The organism is Moraxella sp. Pampa (assembly GCF_035181385.1).
In the GTDB taxonomy this organism is placed as follows: domain Bacteria; phylum Pseudomonadota; class Gammaproteobacteria; order Pseudomonadales; family Moraxellaceae; genus Moraxella.
Genome location: NZ_JAXCJK010000004.1, coordinates 1 through 15,798, shown reverse-complemented (window position 1 = coordinate 15,798; position 15,798 = coordinate 1). Strand labels below are relative to the sequence as shown.

At 41.7% G+C, this 15,798-nt stretch carries 16 protein-coding genes, 1 tRNA gene, 1 other RNA gene and 1 riboswitch; of the genes, 16 read left to right on the top strand and 2 right to left on the bottom strand.

Translation table 11 applies throughout. The annotated features are described in order from the left end of the window. Positions 1-21: 21 nt before the first annotated feature. The 8 genes from rplT to R0123_RS07410 all read left to right on the top strand — a co-directional run bounded on the left by rplT (position 22) and on the right by R0123_RS07410 (position 9,170). Positions 22-378 carry a 50S ribosomal protein L20 gene (rplT, locus tag R0123_RS07445; protein ID WP_323842288.1) on the top strand — a complete coding sequence of 119 codons (357 nt, stop codon included), beginning with the start codon at positions 22-24 and terminating at the stop codon, positions 376-378. A gap of 188 nt (positions 379-566) precedes the next feature. After that, on the top strand, positions 567-1,595 hold the full coding sequence (pheS, locus tag R0123_RS07440; RefSeq protein ID WP_323843614.1) for a phenylalanine--tRNA ligase subunit alpha: 1,029 nt from the start codon (positions 567-569) through the stop codon (positions 1,593-1,595). 60 nt (positions 1,596-1,655) lie between these two features. Next, positions 1,656-4,055, top strand: coding sequence for a phenylalanine--tRNA ligase subunit beta (gene pheT / locus R0123_RS07435; RefSeq protein WP_323843613.1), 2,400 nt, complete (start codon positions 1,656-1,658; stop codon positions 4,053-4,055). Positions 4,056-4,092: 37 nt separating this feature from the next. Further along, the gene (locus R0123_RS07430) at positions 4,093-4,398 is read left to right on the top strand and encodes an integration host factor subunit alpha (RefSeq protein WP_323842291.1); all 306 of its coding nucleotides are present in this window, start codon (positions 4,093-4,095) and stop codon (positions 4,396-4,398) included. A 213-nt stretch (positions 4,399-4,611) separates the two neighbouring features. Then, a complete protein-coding gene (locus R0123_RS07425; RefSeq protein WP_323842292.1) occupies positions 4,612-4,875 on the top strand; it encodes a type B 50S ribosomal protein L31 in 264 nt (87 codons plus the stop codon). Positions 4,876-5,105: 230 nt separating this feature from the next. Further along, a complete protein-coding gene (locus R0123_RS07420; protein ID WP_323843612.1) occupies positions 5,106-5,999 on the top strand; it encodes a cell division protein ZipA C-terminal FtsZ-binding domain-containing protein in 894 nt (297 codons plus the stop codon). Between the two features lie 77 nt (positions 6,000-6,076). Then, complete coding sequence (gene ligA / locus R0123_RS07415; RefSeq protein WP_323843611.1) at positions 6,077-8,146, top strand: NAD-dependent DNA ligase LigA; 2,070 nt, start codon at positions 6,077-6,079, stop codon at positions 8,144-8,146. Between the two features lie 130 nt (positions 8,147-8,276). Beyond that, on the top strand, positions 8,277-9,170 hold the full coding sequence (locus tag R0123_RS07410; protein ID WP_323842295.1) for a DMT family transporter: 894 nt from the start codon (positions 8,277-8,279) through the stop codon (positions 9,168-9,170). 80 nt (positions 9,171-9,250) lie between these two features. Here the strand turns inward: R0123_RS07410 and R0123_RS07405 are convergent, their stop codons facing one another. After that, positions 9,251-9,805: a hypothetical protein gene (locus R0123_RS07405; RefSeq protein WP_323842296.1), complete on the bottom strand. Its 555-nt coding sequence runs from the start codon at positions 9,803-9,805 to the stop codon at positions 9,251-9,253. Between the two features lie 159 nt (positions 9,806-9,964). Further along, positions 9,965-10,432, bottom strand: coding sequence for an SsrA-binding protein SmpB (gene smpB / locus R0123_RS07400; RefSeq protein WP_323842297.1), 468 nt, complete (start codon positions 10,430-10,432; stop codon positions 9,965-9,967). A gap of 185 nt (positions 10,433-10,617) precedes the next feature. Between smpB and nfsA the strand changes: the two genes are divergently transcribed. From nfsA to R0123_RS07360, 8 genes are all read left to right on the top strand, one after another. Further along, entirely contained in the window at positions 10,618-11,400 is a 783-nt protein-coding gene (nfsA, locus tag R0123_RS07395; RefSeq protein WP_323842298.1) for an oxygen-insensitive NADPH nitroreductase, read from the top strand. Between the two features lie 100 nt (positions 11,401-11,500). Beyond that, positions 11,501-11,592, top strand: a riboswitch (TPP riboswitch). Positions 11,593-11,637: 45 nt separating this feature from the next. Continuing rightward, positions 11,638-12,354, top strand: a complete 717-nt coding sequence (locus R0123_RS07390; protein WP_323842299.1) for an ABC transporter ATP-binding protein — start codon at positions 11,638-11,640, stop codon at positions 12,352-12,354. Beyond that, a complete protein-coding gene (locus R0123_RS07385; protein ID WP_323843610.1) occupies positions 12,351-13,094 on the top strand; it encodes an ABC transporter permease in 744 nt (247 codons plus the stop codon). Before R0123_RS07390 ends, R0123_RS07385 begins: the two co-directional genes overlap by 4 nt. A gap of 42 nt (positions 13,095-13,136) precedes the next feature. Continuing rightward, complete coding sequence (locus R0123_RS07380; protein WP_323843609.1) at positions 13,137-14,111, top strand: ABC transporter substrate-binding protein; 975 nt, start codon at positions 13,137-13,139, stop codon at positions 14,109-14,111. Between the two features lie 160 nt (positions 14,112-14,271). Then, positions 14,272-14,769, top strand: coding sequence for a pantetheine-phosphate adenylyltransferase (coaD, locus tag R0123_RS07375; protein ID WP_323842302.1), 498 nt, complete (start codon positions 14,272-14,274; stop codon positions 14,767-14,769). A gap of 1 nt (position 14,770) precedes the next feature. Next, complete coding sequence (locus R0123_RS07370) at positions 14,771-15,019, top strand: YfhL family 4Fe-4S dicluster ferredoxin (protein ID WP_323843608.1); 249 nt, start codon at positions 14,771-14,773, stop codon at positions 15,017-15,019. Between the two features lie 35 nt (positions 15,020-15,054). Further along, positions 15,055-15,423, top strand: an RNA gene (rnpB, locus tag R0123_RS07365) — RNase P RNA component class A. A gap of 68 nt (positions 15,424-15,491) precedes the next feature. Continuing rightward, positions 15,492-15,568: transfer RNA gene (locus R0123_RS07360), tRNA-Met, on the top strand. Positions 15,569-15,798: the final 230 nt, after the last annotated feature.

Here is a 15,798-nt window from a genome sequence, read left to right as displayed (position 1 = left end):
TTTAAATTTTAGGAGAATAAAATGGCTCGTGTAAAACGTGGTGTACAGGCTAATCGCCGTCATAAAAAAGTTCTAGCCCGTGCAAAAGGCTACTATGGTGCACGCTCTCGTGTGTATCGTGTTGCAGTACAAGCGGTAATGAAAGCTGGTCAATATGCATATAGAGACCGTCGTAACAAAAAACGCTCATTCCGCCGTTTGTGGATTGCTCGTATTAATGCTGGTGCACGCCTAAATGGTCTGTCTTATAGCCGTCTGATTAATGGTTTGAAAAAATCAAACATTGATATTGACCGCCGTATCCTAGCAGACATCGCCATGCACGATGCAGTAGCATTTACTGCCATCTGTGAAAAAGCAAAATCAGCTTTGGCATAATTTAGCTTTTTGCTAAATGACAAAATCTAAAACCGCAATGCGTTTTCGTGTTGCGGTTTTATTGCAATTATCATGTGCCAAATTGTTAATTATAATGAATCGCTTATTTACATTTTAAAGTGAATTATTTACAATAAGTCGTTTATTTTTCTATTATTTTCTGATAAAACTTTAGCAAGTTGCCTTTTATGACTACAATACCTACCCTAAACCAGCCTCTATCCGAACTCAACGAGCAGGATTTTGCTAATTTTGCTGATTTGGCCTGCAAGTTGATTGATGATGCACAAAATGAAACTCAGTTACAAGAACTGAAAGTCGCCCTACAAGGAAAAAAAAGCGAGATAACAGTCTTATCTAAGCAAATGGGTGGGTTGGATGCTAATGGCAAAAAGACCTACGGGGCGTATTTGCATGAGCTACGCACTCGTCTTAGCAAGGCTTTTGATGAGCGTGGGGCGTTTTTGGCGTTTTTGGCATTGAATGAAAAACTGGCCAGTGAGCAAGTCGATATTAGCTTGCCAGCTCGTGGCGTGGCGACAGGTAGCCTGCATCCGATTACGCACATCACGCAGCGTATGAAGCAGTTTTTTACTCAAGCGGGATTTAGCGTGGCGACAGGCCCTGAGGTTGAAAGTGATTATTATAACTTTGAAGCCTTAAATATCCCTGACCATCACCCTGCACGGGCAATGCACGACACCTTTTATTTTGATGCACATTACCTTTTGCGAACGCATACCAGTGGTGTACAAATTCGCACGATGGAAAGTAGTGAGCCGCCGCTTCGCATCATTTGCCCAGGTCGTGTGTACCGCTGCGATAGCGATCAGACACATTCGCCAATGTTTCATCAAATGGAAGGCTTGATGATTTCTAAGTCATCAAATTTTGCCGAACTAAAAGGCATCATTCATGAGTTTTTGAATGCCTTTTTTGGCAAGGAGATGACGGTGCGTTTTCGCCCTTCTTTTTTCCCATTTACCGAGCCATCAGCCGAGGTGGATATTTTATCGGATAACGGAAAGTGGCTAGAGGTATTGGGTTGCGGTATGGTGCATCCGCAAGTACTACGCAATTGCGGCATCAACCCTGATGAATACACAGGCTTTGCTTTTGGTATGGGCATTGAAAGATTTGCCATGCTGTATTATGGCATCAGTGATTTACGACTGTTTTTCCAAAATGATTTGCGGTTTTTAAAACAGTTTGCTTAAATTGTGGTTTGAAGCGATTGGTTCAAATGAATAAAAAAATAAAAGAGTGTTGATGATTGTATGAAAATTAGTGAAAATTGGCTAAGACAATGGGTAAACTCTGCTAATACATCGGCAGAGCTTGGTGAACAGCTTACGATGGCAGGGCTCGAATTAGATGGTGCAGATACAGTTGCTCCTGCGTTTAGTGGTGTCGTTGTAGGAGAGGTGGTTGACTGTCAGCAACACCCAGATGCTGATCGTTTGCGTGTTACTCGTGTGAATGTTGGTGAGCCAGAACTTTTGCAAATCGTCTGTGGTGCACCTAATGTCCGTACAGGGCTAAAAGTTGCTGTCGCAAAAGTCGGTGCCGTGTTGCCACCTATTGATGGCAAACCTTTTAATATTAAAAAAGGCAAGCTGCGTGGTGTAGAATCGCAAGGTATGTTGTGCGGAGCGTCTGAAATTGGGCTAGAAAATGAGATTGATGGGCTGTTAGAATTGCCATCTGACGCACCGATTGGTAAGGATATTCGTGATTATTTGGGGCTTGATGCGGTGATTTTTGATGTCTCCATCACACCAAATCGTGGCGACTGTTTTAGTGCATTGGGTTTGGCTCGTGAAATCAGCGTGATTAACCGTTTATCGCTCAATCGCCCAGAAATTTACCAAATCACACCAACACTTGGCATTAAGCCTGATGTCAAAGTACTAAATGATGATGCTTGTCCCCGCTATTTGGCACAGTATGTTGGTGCCATTGACCGTACGGTTGCCAGCCCAAAATGGTTAACTGAGTATTTGACGGCATCAGGTGTTCGCTCGCATAATTTTTTGGTTGATGTTACCAACTTTATCTTGCTTGAGCTGGGTCAGCCACTGCACGCTTTTGATGCAGATAAAATTGTCGGTGATATCGTAGTGCGTACTGCACATCAAGGCGAACAAGTTGAGCTACTGAATGAACAGACCATCACGCTGATAGGCGATGAGTTGGTGATTGCTGATGAGATGGGTGTGCTTGCACTTGCTGGTATTATGGGTGGGTTGCGTTCGGCAGTAACAGACGAAACGACAAATATAGTGCTAGAATCTGCCCATTTTCATCAGCTTGCCATCGCTGCTAGAGCCAGACGCTTTGGTTTGCATACAGATGCCAGTCAGCGATTTGAACGAGGGGTAGATTTTGAGTTGCCATTGACTGCTCTAAATCGTGCCACTGCCTTGATTCATGACATCGCAGGTGGACAAGTCGGCCCAATCAGCACGGTTGAAAATGTTGCCAAACTGCCCAAGCGTGAGCCAATTACCCTATCATTTGCTAAGATCGAACAGCTTTTAGGGATCAGTTTGCCTGCTGATGAAGTGGTGGATATTTTAACTCGTCTTGAAATCAAGACCACATTTGATGGTCAACAATTTACCTGCTTGCCACCAAGTCACCGTTTTGACATCAATATCCCTGAGGATTTGGTTGAAGAAATTGCGCGTATTTATGGTTATCATAATATTGCTGCTTGCTTGCCAAATTTTGCTGTAGACATGAGTTATGATAATACAGCAGACTTAACTCATGAGCTTAAATTAACTTTGGCAAATTCAGGTTATTTTGAGGCGGTGAGTTTTAGTTTTAGCGATGCTAAGGTTGAGGCGTTGTTTGATGATGAGCAATTGGGTGCGGTATTACCACTGGCCAATCCAATTTCATCAGAGCTTGCGGTAATGCGCCGCACACTATTATCAAGCCTACTGCCTGTGGTGTCTTATAATTTAAAACGCCAGCAGTCTCGTGTACGCTTGTTTGAAACTGGACTTTCTTTTGTGGGTCAAGACATTGCAAATCTGGTACAGACACCAAGTCTTGCTATCGTAGCAACAGGACTGGTTGCTGATGAGAGTATTTATGATAAGCGTGCGATGGACTTTTTTGATTTCAAAAGAGATGTTGAAAGTTTATTGCCACAGCGTTTAAATAAGTCATGTATGAGTTATGAGCCAGCAGACTTGTCATTCTTGCATCCTGGTCAAAGTGCGTATTTGTTGGTAGATGGCGTGCGTGTGGGTTGGTTTGGTCAGTTACATCCGAGCATTTCTAAATCGCTTGATTTGCCAGTAGTTTGGGTGGGTCAATTTTCTATTGAGACTTTGTTGGGTTTATGGCGTACCAGTCAAGCTGTTAATGCACCGAGCAAATTTCCAAGCGTGCGTCGTGATTTGGCATTTTTGGTAGATAAATCGGTGCGATGGCAAGACTTGATGAATGATATTCGTCATTCTGCTGGCAAATATTTGACAGATTTGTGGCTATTTGATGTGTATCAAGGCGACCGCCTGCCAGAAGGAAAAAAATCACTCGCTTTTGCCATGTTGTTTCAAAGTGTTGATGCGACCCTTGAAGATGAGGTGATCAAATCTGCGATGGATAAAGTTGCTAAGACTTTGACCAATAAGCATGGTGCACAGCTTCGAGATAGCTAATAATTTATGCTAAATTATTGATTAATAAGGAAAAATCATGAGTGCATTAACCAAGGCTGATATGATTAACCGCCTAACCATTCGCTTACGCATCACTCGCCAAGATGCACGCAAGATTGTGGATAAATTTTTTGAGCAAATCAGCCAAAGTTTGGCTGAGGGCAAAGAAGTAAAAATTTCTGGTTTTGGTAATTTTGAATTAAAAGATAAAAAATCTCGACCAGGACGCAATCCAAAAACAGGCGAGAGCATACCTGTTAAGGCACGCCGTGTGGTAACTTTTAAAGCAGGGCAAAAGTTTCGTAATCGTGTTGAGATGCAAAATCAAGGTGAATCAACTTAGTGCTGGGCGTTTATTTTAGTGCTTTGGCTTGAAAAGAAAAAGCTGCTTTGTTATAATATGAGTTCATTTTTCTTTCCCACCTAAGTGGGCTAATAGATAAAATATGGTGCGTTGTGCCAAAGTTGGTTGGTGATGGCGTGGCTATGTTCGGCTGTAATGGCAAAAGTTGCCAAGGCAGTATGTATTAGTGCTTAGGTTTATTGGACGATTATTATGCGTAAAGATATTCACCCAGATTACAAAGAAGTACTGTTTCATGACACCAATGCTGATGTGTACTTCCTAACCCGCTCAACTGTTGCTACTAAAGCGACTCGTGAGTACGAAGGCAAAGAATACCCATACTACCCACTTGATATTTCAAGTGCATCGCACCCATTTTACACTGGCGAACAGCGTAAAGCTGCCAATGAAGGCCGTGTTGCTAGCTTCAATAAGCGTTTTGGTGCATTTGCAAGTCGTGGCAAAAAAGCCTAAGTCTTACCATCTAAAAAAAGACCGTCCTATTTGGGCGGTTTTTTTATTTCTTTTGATGTTTTGGTTTACCAATCTTTAAAATAATACACAACTGAGCAAAGCATCTAAGTAGAACTTAAAAAATTACTTAACAAACAGATGACGAATGGGGCGTGTCATGATAGACTATGATGGTTTGTGAATGACTATTTTGATATTAAGTTTTTGATGTCAAGTTTTTTGGGGTGAGTATGGACAATAATGTTTGGATAATCATTGCAATAATCGCTATTATTGTGGGGTTGTTTTTGTTGGGACCTGTGTTTTTGCGTGCAGTTCAAGGTAAAAACAAGTCAAAGACTGATGGCGATGTAAATCACAAAAACGGCTTGCCGATTACACCGAGAAATGAACGAACTCACCTTGTTGTTGATTCTACACCCACACAAAGTGAGAGCGATGTGCCAGATGCGTTGTCTAATATGGCAGCAGTGGCTGTGTCATCGCCTGTGGTGAGTGAGCGTCCTCAGGCTGATGGTATGTCAGATACGGTAGGCACAACCAATGCAGAATCAACGATCAGCTCGGTAATCTTAGCCGATATTCCAACGCACGAAGAGAGTGAGCCATTGCGTGAGCTGAATCATTCATTTGAGAAAAATTCGCCATTGCTTGATAAACATTTGAGCAATCAAGAAGTCTTTGATCAGGATAACAGCCCATTGTTAAATGCCCAAGATACCATCACGGTGATGATTACGCCTCACAACCAATTTGCAGGACTGTCAGGCAAAACAGTGCTAAATATCGTGCGAGATTATGGTCTAAAATATGGCGTCATGAATATGTTTCATCGCTATGAGCATGATAATGGTATGGGTGATTTGTGGTTTAGTATGCTTGGGGCAAGCGATGAGGGAGTGCAACCATTTGATTTAAATGAACTGGCTGAGAGTAAGTTTCATAGCTTGCTATTATTCTTGTCATTGCCACATCCGCACGCTCTGCGTGGCTTTGATAGCATGGTGTCGGTGGCACAGATGATCGCTGATGATTTGGGTGCCAGTTTGTATGATGAGAATGGTTATCCGCTTGATGACACTCAGTTTGCCAAAATGCGTGCCATTGCTGCTGACTATCAATAATGATTGTTAGCTTTCAAACCGTCTGTTCAAGGCGGTTTTTTGTCTTAGTTAAAATTTAAAAAAATAGCGAATGCACCATGACTGATTTATTTAGTTTTGACGATAAAATGCGTGAGCAACAATCTGTACTTAGCCAAATGCGTCTGCTCATTGATGCCCTTAAAAAACACAATCATGCCTACTATGTGCTTGACAATCCCACCATCTGTGATGGTGAATATGACAGCCTAAAACAAAGATTGGCTGCTTTGGAGGGTGAATATGTGCACCTAAAACAGCCTGATAGTCCCACGGATAAAGTGGGAGATAAGCCACTGCCTGCTTTTACGCAGGTCATGCACGACATTGCCATGCTGTCCTTGGGCAATGTATTTAGTTTTGAAGAATTATCCGCTTTTGTCAAGCGAATTAATGATCGTTTGGACACAAAAAACCAAAATCCAGAATTTGAAATGGAGTTAAAACTAGATGGCTTGGCGGTATCTTTAAAATATGTGAACGGCATATTTTATCAGGCGATTACTCGTGGCGATGGCCGAGTGGGAGAAGATATCACGCATAATGTGCGTACCATTCGCAATTTGCCACTTGTTTTGCCAAGCTGTAAGGACATTGCCTTGCTCGAAGTTCGTGGTGAGGTACTGATGCCTAAGGCGGGTTTTGAAAAACTAAACCGAGACAGTGCCCAGCGTGGTGATAGAGTCTTTGCCAATCCTAGAAATGCCGCTGCAGGCAGTCTGCGACAGCTAAACGCTGCCATTGCGGCGGCTCGTCCATTGGCATTTTTTGGGTATTCGGTGAATCAGGGTTTGCCAGATCATATCACAACCCAAAGTGGCTCGCTGGAATATCTGACCATGCTTGGTTTTGAAACAGCGCCATTTGCTACCTCTGCCACTCCAAAAGGTGTACAGGATTTTTATGATGGCATCGCCAAGACTCGTGCTGATTTGCCTTTTGAAATTGATGGCGTGGTGGTCAAGGTTAATTCACTTGCCTTGCAAAATGATTTGGGTTTTTTAAGTCGTGAGCCTCGCTGGGCAACTGCCTATAAATTTACCGCCGAAAGTGCTGTTACTCGTCTTGTGGCGGTAGAGTGGCAAGTTGGGCGTACAGGCCAATTGACGCCTGTGGGAAAACTCGAACCTATCAATGTCGGCGGCGTGACGGTGAGCAATGTTACCTTACATAATTTTGGTGAAATTGAACGGCTTGGTTTGATGGTTGGTGATATGGTTAGCGTCCATCGAGCAGGCGATGTCATTCCAAAGTTGTCTGGTGTTTTGACTGAGCTGCGAGATGATACGGCCAGCCCCATTGATTTGCCAAAGACTTGCCCTGTATGCAACTCTAAGGTGGTACTGCCAGAAGGTGAGGCATTGGCTCGTTGTACAGGTGGCTTGTATTGTTCTGCACAATCAAAAGAGGCACTTGTGCATTTTGTGTCGCGTCGAGCAATGGATATTGATGGCCTAGGAGAGCAGTGGTTGATTAAATTTTTTGAGATGAAATTGGTGTGTACAGTGGCAGATATTTACATCTTAAAAGACCATCAAGACCACTTGATGACGCTAGAGGGTTTGGGGGAAAAGTCGGTTAATAATATGCTTTATGCCATTGAAAAGTCCAAAAACACTACCTTGCCACGCTTTATTTTTGCACTTGGTATTCGTGGTGTGGGCGAGACAACCGCCTTGAATTTGGCTCAGCATTTTGATGATTTTGAGGTCATGAGAAAGGCAACGATTGAGCAACTGTTAAATGTGCCAGATGTTGGTGAGATTACCGCCCAAAACATCATTGAGTTTTTTCAAAGTGAGCATAATGCCAAGGTGATTGACCAGTTATTATCAGCGGGTATCTCATGGCAGTCGGCTGGGGTGCAGTCGGTAAATGCACCGCTAAATGGGCAAACTTGGGTGGTCACTGGTACGCTGTCTGTCATGGGGCGTGATGAGGCAAAAGCACATTTGCAGGCACTTGGAGCAAAAGTTTCAGGCTCGGTATCTGCCAAGACAAGTGCCCTGCTGGCTGGTGAAAAAGCAGGCTCAAAATTGGATAAAGCAGAGCAGCTTGGCATCAAAATTGTCCAAGAAAATGAATTTTTGACATTACTGAGCGAAAATGACCGCTTATCATTGGTGTGAATCATTCTAAAAATTTGGGCTAAACATAAATTTGAACCTAAAAAATCGCCATAGAGCCATAGAATAACTAAGTTACAAAACCAAGTTACAATAAAAAAATATTTTTATCATCAAAGGGAAAATTTACAAGATGACAATCATCATCAAAAACAAAGGTAATTTGTTGTCCATGTTTGGGTTGTTCATTGGTTGTATTTTATTTGGTCTTGGCAGTTTGATTGTTGCCCATGTTGATGGCGTGGGTGCTTTTGCGATGGCATTTTGGCGATTACTTATCTCTGCCATCATTTTCTTGGTGCTTGCTAAGTTTTTTCAACAAAAATTTCCAACCAACAAAAAAGCAAAGATACTGGCAGGTCTATCTGGGGCGGCACTGGCAATAGATTTATCGTTATGGCATGAAAGCATTTATGCGGTCGGACCAGGAATCTCAACACTGCTCAACAGCTTGCAAATTTTCTTTTTGGCATTAATCGCCTTTGCGTGGTTTGGTGAAAAACAGTCTAAGATACAGCTGCTAAGTCTTGTGCTTGCCATGATTGGTGTGGCCATGATTGCCAGTCCTGAATTCGTGCGTAATGTTACGGCACCATGGGGTTTTATTTCAGGTGTTGCGTCTGGGGCATTTTTGGCATTATCAATGGTGTTTGTCAGATGTACGCATGAAGTGACCAAAGTTGAGATTTTCCCAATGATGACACTGGTGGGTGTCGGTGGTGCATTGGCATTATTACCCATGATGCTGATATGGAATTGGGGGCAAATAATACCAGCGACAATGAGTGAGTGGGGCTGGATTGTGGTCTATGGGGCGATCATGCAGTGCTTGGCATGGGGGCTGATTGCTTATTCAATTCCAAAATTAGCACTGTCTTTGACGGGGCTGTTGCTACTTACTGAGCCTGTGGCGGCACTTTTGATTGATTATTTTTGGTTACAAAAAGTAATTGATGGCATGCAATGGGGTGGAGCACTGCTTGTGATGTTTGCCATTTATCTAGGCTCTTTGGGCGTAAAAAAATAGTGCGATTGCCTTGCTAAATCAAAAAAGATTGGCATACCCAATCTTTTTTGATTTATTATCTGCCCAACAACCAATCAATTTTATTTGTTTGGGCGAATTTCAATTGGTAATACCAAACCCTCACCGAACTTATCAGCAAATACATATTCGTGTTGGTCTGCGATGACATTGGCTTTGGTATGAACGATAAGTTTGATGTTTGCACCATCAGTTAATTCATGGCTGATGTAGGTGTCTTCTAATTGGTCAAGTAATTTGCCCAAGGCTTCGGGAGCTGCCATGCTGACGACAATGCTGTGCTGAGCTTTGGCAGGACTGATGCCATAGGTAGAGGCATAGTTTTTGACGGCCGTGCTATCAATGGCAATTGGATATTGATAATCGGCTAATGTTGCTTGTGTGGCCTTGGTGTCAATGAATGACCAATCAATTTGGATTTTGCCATCGGTGGTAATTATGGGTTTGGCCTCTGGTATGTCATCGCTAGACGATGTTACCAGTTCTTTGTCGTGCAGGTCTTGCTCTTGGGTTTGTTCGGTGCCACCTGTTTTTGATTGTTTTGGTACGATTGACTCTGATTGAGTGCAGGCGACAACCAAGCAGACAAATGCAAGAACGATGAAAGAATTTTTCATAAAAACCTTAAATGTAACTTAAATTTTAAAAAAGTAAATACCGCCTATTTTGGCTTAATTTTGTGTGTAAACCTAATAAAAAAACAAAAATACAATCATCAAGATTAAAAGCCAGTGATTGCCCAAAATTTGCCCATCTTGTTTGTAGCATTCATGCAATTAACGCAAATCTGTCTTAAATCCTCGTTTTTTGTCCATCTGCCAATCTCGTTCTTTTAAGGTGGCACGCTTATCATGTAATTTTTTACCTTTGGCTAAAGCGATTTCACATTTGACACGCGATGCTTTCCAATAGCAGGATAATGGCACAACCGCATAGCCTTTTTGATTGATTAAGCCAAACAATTTATCAATCTCTCGGCGATTAAGGAGTAGCTTTCTGGTGCGAATGTTATCGGGGTTAATGTGTGTAGAGCTGGTAAGTAGTGGCTGAATGTGTGCACCGAATAAGAATGCTTCGCCATTTTTAAAAATCACATAAGATTCTGTGATGGTCATTTTGCCTGCACGAATGGATTTGACTTCCCAGCCTTCTAATGCAATGCCAGCCTCGAAGGTCTCTTCAATAAAGTATTCGTGTCTTGCTTTTTTATTGGCACAAATTTGATTACTTGGTTTTTTTGCCATGTTCATGTCCTGATATTTTTTAAATTGACCGCTATTATAGCAAAATATCATCGTCTATAAAGTAGTGTGTTTGTTATATTGTCAGTTGTTAAAAAACCTGACAAATCAGTTTGCTTTTAAAGTGGATACTTGATACCATGAATAAGATTTTTTTTGAACAATAATCAAACCAAAAGGAGAGTATCATGCTCAATAGTGCGCCAACCATTGAAACCCTGCTAAATCATCGCTCAGTGCGTAAATACACAGGCGAGCCAATTTCTGAGCAAATGTTGGTGGCAATCTTGGAGGCAGGGCGTGCGGTTTCAACTTCTAGTTTTTTACAGGCATCAAGCATCATTCGCATTAAAGATACTGCCAAGCGTACTGCCTTACGCCAGATTTCATGCGATATGAGCGAAGAAGAATATCATCAAGCCTTGGCTGATGGCAAGCGTTTGGGGCATGGCTATGTAGAGTCTTGTGCTGAATACTTGGTGTTTTGTATGGATGCAAAACGCCACAATCAGCTTGCTGATGTGCAGACAGATTGGACGGAAGTTACGCTGATTGGTGCAATTGATGCGGCTTTGATGGCACAAAATGTACTCTCTGCTGCTGAGAGCTTGGGGTTGGGCGGTGTGTTCATCGGATCGTTGCGTAATGACATTGAGCGAGCAGGCGAGGTTTTGGGATTGCCTGAGCATGTTGTGCCTTTGTTCGGTTTGTGCTTGGGACACCCTGATTGGGAGTCTAAAATTAATCAATCACAGCGTCCACGCTTACCGCTTGATGTGTTGGTCTCAACTGATACTTATCAAGTGGCCAGCGATGAAAAGCTATCTGCTTATAATGAGCAAGTAAAAGAATACTACAATGGCCGTGGGTTGGATTTGGATTGGGCTACACAAATTGCCACGACTTTTGGTGGCAAGGTGCGTCCATTCATGCTTGAATATTTACAAAAACAAGGTTTTTCTAAGCGTTGATTGTGCCAATCTCTCACCACAAAGCCCTTTGCTGTCATGTAAAGGGCTTTGCAATATATTCATCAATACATTATAATATCATGGTATAAAAATACCAAGCCAAACCTAGTCGGGGTGCTGTCACTGACGGCTGAGATGATACCCGTGAACCTGTCAGTTAATGCTGTCGTAGGAAACTAATCATGCCTTTCTTTTTTAACCTTTTTTCATTCAATCTTTTGCCTGAGTTGTACTGACATGCCGTGCGTCAGTATTGAGGGCTTGTCACTAACCTTTGACAGGCAACAAATTTTTCAGGATTTTAACTTTATCTTAACCCAAGGGCATTTTACCAGTTTGTTGGGTGCATCTGGTGTGGGCAAGTCAACTTTGCTTCGGGTCATTGCAGGGCTTGAGACCAGCTTTGATGGGACCATGAGCATGGCTCATGGTACGATTTTGGCGTATATGGCTCAGCAGGACGCATTGTATCCGTGGTTGTCAGTACTGGATAATGTGCAGTTATATGCACATTTGTCTGGCAAAAAGTCCGCCCAAATACAAGATAAAGCATTGTATTTATTGCATGAAGTTAAGATGACCAACCATCTGCACAAGCGGCCTTATGAATTGTCAGGCGGTCAGCGTCAGCGTGTGGCTTTGGCTCGTACACTGATGAGTGATGCCAATTTGGTGCTGATGGATGAGCCATTTTCAGCACTTGATGCGATAACTCGCCATGAATTACAGACTTTGTCGCATCATCTTTTAAAAGATAAGACTGTTTTACTTATTACGCACGACCCCCAAGAGGCCATTCGTCTTAGTGATGATATCTATATATTGAAACATCAACCTGCAACCATTGTGGCAAAAATTAGTCCCAATTCACGCCCTATTAGAGGCCTAGATGATGTGGAATTTGCTCAGTTACACACGCAGCTTTTGAGCGAATTGTCAGGGAGTGTTTTATGAAGTGGCTAAAAACCCCAGTTGTCTTATCATTGCTGCTGTTATTTTGGCAGTTGGTTGTAATGATTGGTGATTTGCCACACTATATTTTGCCGGGCCCCAAGCTTGTTTTTTGGTCTTTTTTGGAAAATTATGCCCTCATTTGGCAACACGCTAAAATCACACTGGTTGAAATTTTACTTGGCTTGGGTATTGGTGTATTGATGGGCGTCGTCTCAGCATTGATTTTGAGTAGCTCTAAAAAAATTTCATCTGTGTTATTGCCAATACTCGTCATCTCTCAAGCGATTCCTGTGTTTGCCATCGCACCTTTACTGGTACTGTGGTTTGGTTATGGCATTGCTTCTAAAATTGTCATGACGGTGTTGATTATTTATTTTCCTGTTACGGCAGGGTGCTTTGATGGGCTGCGTCAGACTCCCAAAACTTGGCTTGATATTGCCAAGACCTACCACATTACGCCCATGCAGATATTATTTAAGGTAAAGCTACCTGCGGCCCTGCCTGCTTTGACATCTGGGCTGAGAATTGCCATTTGTATTGCACCCATCGGCGCAGTCGTGGGGGAGTGGGTAGGTTCATCACAAGGGCTTGGATATCTTATGCTTCATGCTAATGCCAGAATGCAAGTAGATTTGATGTTTGTTGCGTTATTTGTACTGCTGGTTATTGCCCTTATCCTATATTTTCTAGGCGATTATTTTTTAAAACGCTTGGCTCCTTGGGCGGCGCATATTCACTAAAATTAAACCGTTGATTCAAATGATGATTGATAAGGATTATGTATGAAAACATCAAAACTTATGGGTGTGCTTATTATTTTGGCTTCCGTCATTTTGATGGCGTGTTCACCAAAGCCAAACGACGATACTAAAACCGAAACCCAAAAGGTCTCTTTACTGCTTGATTGGTTTGTCAATCCCAATCATGCTGCCATCATCATTGCTCAGCAACAAGGCTATTTTGCTAAGCAGGGACTCAATGTTGAAATCATCGAGCCTGCCGATCCATCTATGCCACCAAAGCTGGTTGCCTCGGGGCAAGCGGATATTGCGGTGGATTATCAGCCGCAGTTACAGCAGCAAGTTGCTGAAGGTTTGCCATTGGTGCGAATTGGCACGCTGATTGACACCCCATTAAACAGCTTGGTGGTACTAAAAGACAGCAATATCACAAAATTAGAAGATCTAAAAGGCAAGAAAATTGGCTATTCTGTGAGTGGTTTTGAGGACTTACTTTTAAAAACCATGCTAAAATCCGCCAACTTGACAGCAGATGATGTGCAAATGGTGAATGTAAATTGGTCGCTATCGCCATCGTTACTTAGTGGTTTGGTTGATGGGGTGATTGGTTCATTGCGTAATTTTGAATTGAATCAATTAAAAATAGAAAAGCGTGAAGGGATGGCATTTTATCCAGAAGAGCATGGTGTACCAGTCTATGATGAGTTGATTTTTGTTGCTCATCATGAACACATTCAAGAGGATAAAATGGCTCGCTTTATGACCGCCATTCAGCAGGCGACAGATTTTATTAAGGCCGATCCAGATGGTGCATGGAAAGTATTTATCTCCTACAAGCCAAGTGAGCTAGACAATGAGTTAAATCGTATGGCGTGGGTTGATACTCTGCCACATTTGGCAAAAAACCCAAAAGCACTTGATGAGTTGCGTTATGAAAATATGGCATCATTCATGCAAGAACAAAACTTTGTCAAAACTTTACCAAATGTCAGTGAATATGCAATCGAGTTGCCTTGATGTAACAAAACCAATCTGGAAAATAAAAAAACACGCCTATTTATGGTGTGTTTTTTATTTGCAGAGTAGTAAAACATGGCAATCATGAGAAATGAGTTTAAAATTTTGCAAAAATTTGATAGCATATACATATGATGATAGATGAATTGTAATAAAGCTAATGACTGCATACCTCCCAAAAAAAGCCTTGTACCCTGGTACTTTTGATCCTATTACCAACGGCCATATTGATTTGGTTAATCGTACTTTGCGATTGTTTGATGAGGTTATTATTGCTGTGGCATTCGCTCATCATAAAAAACCGCTATTTAGTTTTGATGAGCGAGTGATGATGGTTGAATCGGTATTTAAAAACAATCCAAAGGTGTCAGTGGTTGGTTTTGAAGGTCTTTTGGTGGACTTTGCCAAAGAGCAGAATGTTCAAGCGGTCATTCGTGGCTTGCGTGCAGTCAGCGATTTTGAATATGAGTTTGGTTTGGCGAATATGAACCGAAGTCTTGATGAGAATTTTGAAGCTGTTTTTTTAACACCATCGCAGGAATATTCATTTGTCTCATCAACTTTGGTGCGTGAAGTAGCAAGGTTGGGTGGTGATGTATCTAAGTTTGTACCGCGTACTGTCATGACGAGCTTTATTAATAAATTTACGGTCAAATAATATGGCGCTAAAAATTACCGAAGAATGTATTAATTGTGATGTTTGTGAGCCAGTTTGTCCAAATGAAGCGATTTCAGCAGGTAACGACATTTATGTGATCAACCCAAGTCTTTGTACCGAATGTGTGGGGCATTTTGATGTTCCGCAGTGTGTGGAGATTTGCCCTGTTGATTGCATTCCAAAAGACTTAAATTACGATGAGAGTGAGTCGACTTTGTTGGCAAAATTTCATAGAATCGCCAAGCAATGACTTTATTTTTCTAAATTCTATGCTATAATGACCTCTTGGCAAACCAGACAATCGCTGTTTTTTATTTGTTTATCAAATCAAAAAAGAGAGGAAAGTCCGGGCTACATAGGGCAGGGTGCTAGCTAACAGCTAGGGGGTGAAAGCCTACGACCAGTGCAACAGAGAGTAGACCGCCTATATTTTAGTATATAATATATGGGTAAGGGTGAAAGGGTGTGGTAAGAGCGCACCGCATGACTGGTAACAGTTCATGGCATGGTAAACTCCACTCGTAGCAAGACCAAATAGGTGTCCAACGAGCGGCCCGCTTGGGACACGGGTAGGTTGCTTGAGCGTATCAGTGATGATGCGCCTAGATGAATGATTGTCCAAGACAGAACCCGGCTTATCGGTTTGCCTTTTTTTTAAAAAAATGCAAAATTATCATTGACAACAAATAAAATTGTCTATATAATTTGGTACCTGTTGTAATGGCGATGTAGCTCAGCTGGTTAGAGCGCACGACTCATAATCGTGAGGTCAAGAGTTCAAGTCTCTTCATCGCCACCAGATATAATTAATTAAATTTTTGTTTAAAACACTTGACTTAATATAATTATATTGTATAATTGTTACAAAACCAACCCAGTTTTTTTAAACCTATTTTAACTTAATTAGTTATTAATTTTAATATTTTAATTTAATTACTTTTAAAAATTAAAAAAATAACCAGTTAAAATAAAAAAACTTTAAAAAAACGCTTGACATAATAATTTTATGTGATAAAATGGTTGGCCTTG

Excerpts from the sequence above, each read along its gene's own strand:
- R0123_RS07380 (WP_323843609.1), top strand. The coding sequence starts at position 13,137 with ATGAAAACATCAAAACTTATGGGTGTGCTTATTATTTTGGCTTCCGTC.
- nfsA (WP_323842298.1), top strand. The coding sequence starts at position 10,618 with ATGCTCAATAGTGCGCCAACCATTGAAACCCTGCTAAATCATCGCTCA.
- smpB (WP_323842297.1), bottom strand. The coding sequence starts at position 10,432 with ATGGCAAAAAAACCAAGTAATCAAATTTGTGCCAATAAAAAAGCAAGA.
- R0123_RS07385 (WP_323843610.1), top strand. The coding sequence starts at position 12,351 with ATGAAGTGGCTAAAAACCCCAGTTGTCTTATCATTGCTGCTGTTATTT.
- R0123_RS07420 (WP_323843612.1), top strand. The coding sequence starts at position 5,106 with ATGGACAATAATGTTTGGATAATCATTGCAATAATCGCTATTATTGTG.
- pheS (WP_323843614.1), top strand. The coding sequence starts at position 567 with ATGACTACAATACCTACCCTAAACCAGCCTCTATCCGAACTCAACGAG.
- R0123_RS07410 (WP_323842295.1), top strand. The coding sequence starts at position 8,277 with ATGACAATCATCATCAAAAACAAAGGTAATTTGTTGTCCATGTTTGGG.
- R0123_RS07405 (WP_323842296.1), bottom strand. The coding sequence starts at position 9,805 with ATGAAAAATTCTTTCATCGTTCTTGCATTTGTCTGCTTGGTTGTCGCC.
- R0123_RS07430 (WP_323842291.1), top strand. The coding sequence starts at position 4,093 with ATGAGTGCATTAACCAAGGCTGATATGATTAACCGCCTAACCATTCGC.
- coaD (WP_323842302.1), top strand. The coding sequence starts at position 14,272 with ATGACTGCATACCTCCCAAAAAAAGCCTTGTACCCTGGTACTTTTGAT.
- rplT (WP_323842288.1), top strand. The coding sequence starts at position 22 with ATGGCTCGTGTAAAACGTGGTGTACAGGCTAATCGCCGTCATAAAAAA.
- R0123_RS07370 (WP_323843608.1), top strand. The coding sequence starts at position 14,771 with ATGGCGCTAAAAATTACCGAAGAATGTATTAATTGTGATGTTTGTGAG.
- ligA (WP_323843611.1), top strand. The coding sequence starts at position 6,077 with ATGACTGATTTATTTAGTTTTGACGATAAAATGCGTGAGCAACAATCT.
- pheT (WP_323843613.1), top strand. The coding sequence starts at position 1,656 with ATGAAAATTAGTGAAAATTGGCTAAGACAATGGGTAAACTCTGCTAAT.
- R0123_RS07390 (WP_323842299.1), top strand. The coding sequence starts at position 11,638 with ATGCCGTGCGTCAGTATTGAGGGCTTGTCACTAACCTTTGACAGGCAA.
- R0123_RS07425 (WP_323842292.1), top strand. The coding sequence starts at position 4,612 with ATGCGTAAAGATATTCACCCAGATTACAAAGAAGTACTGTTTCATGAC.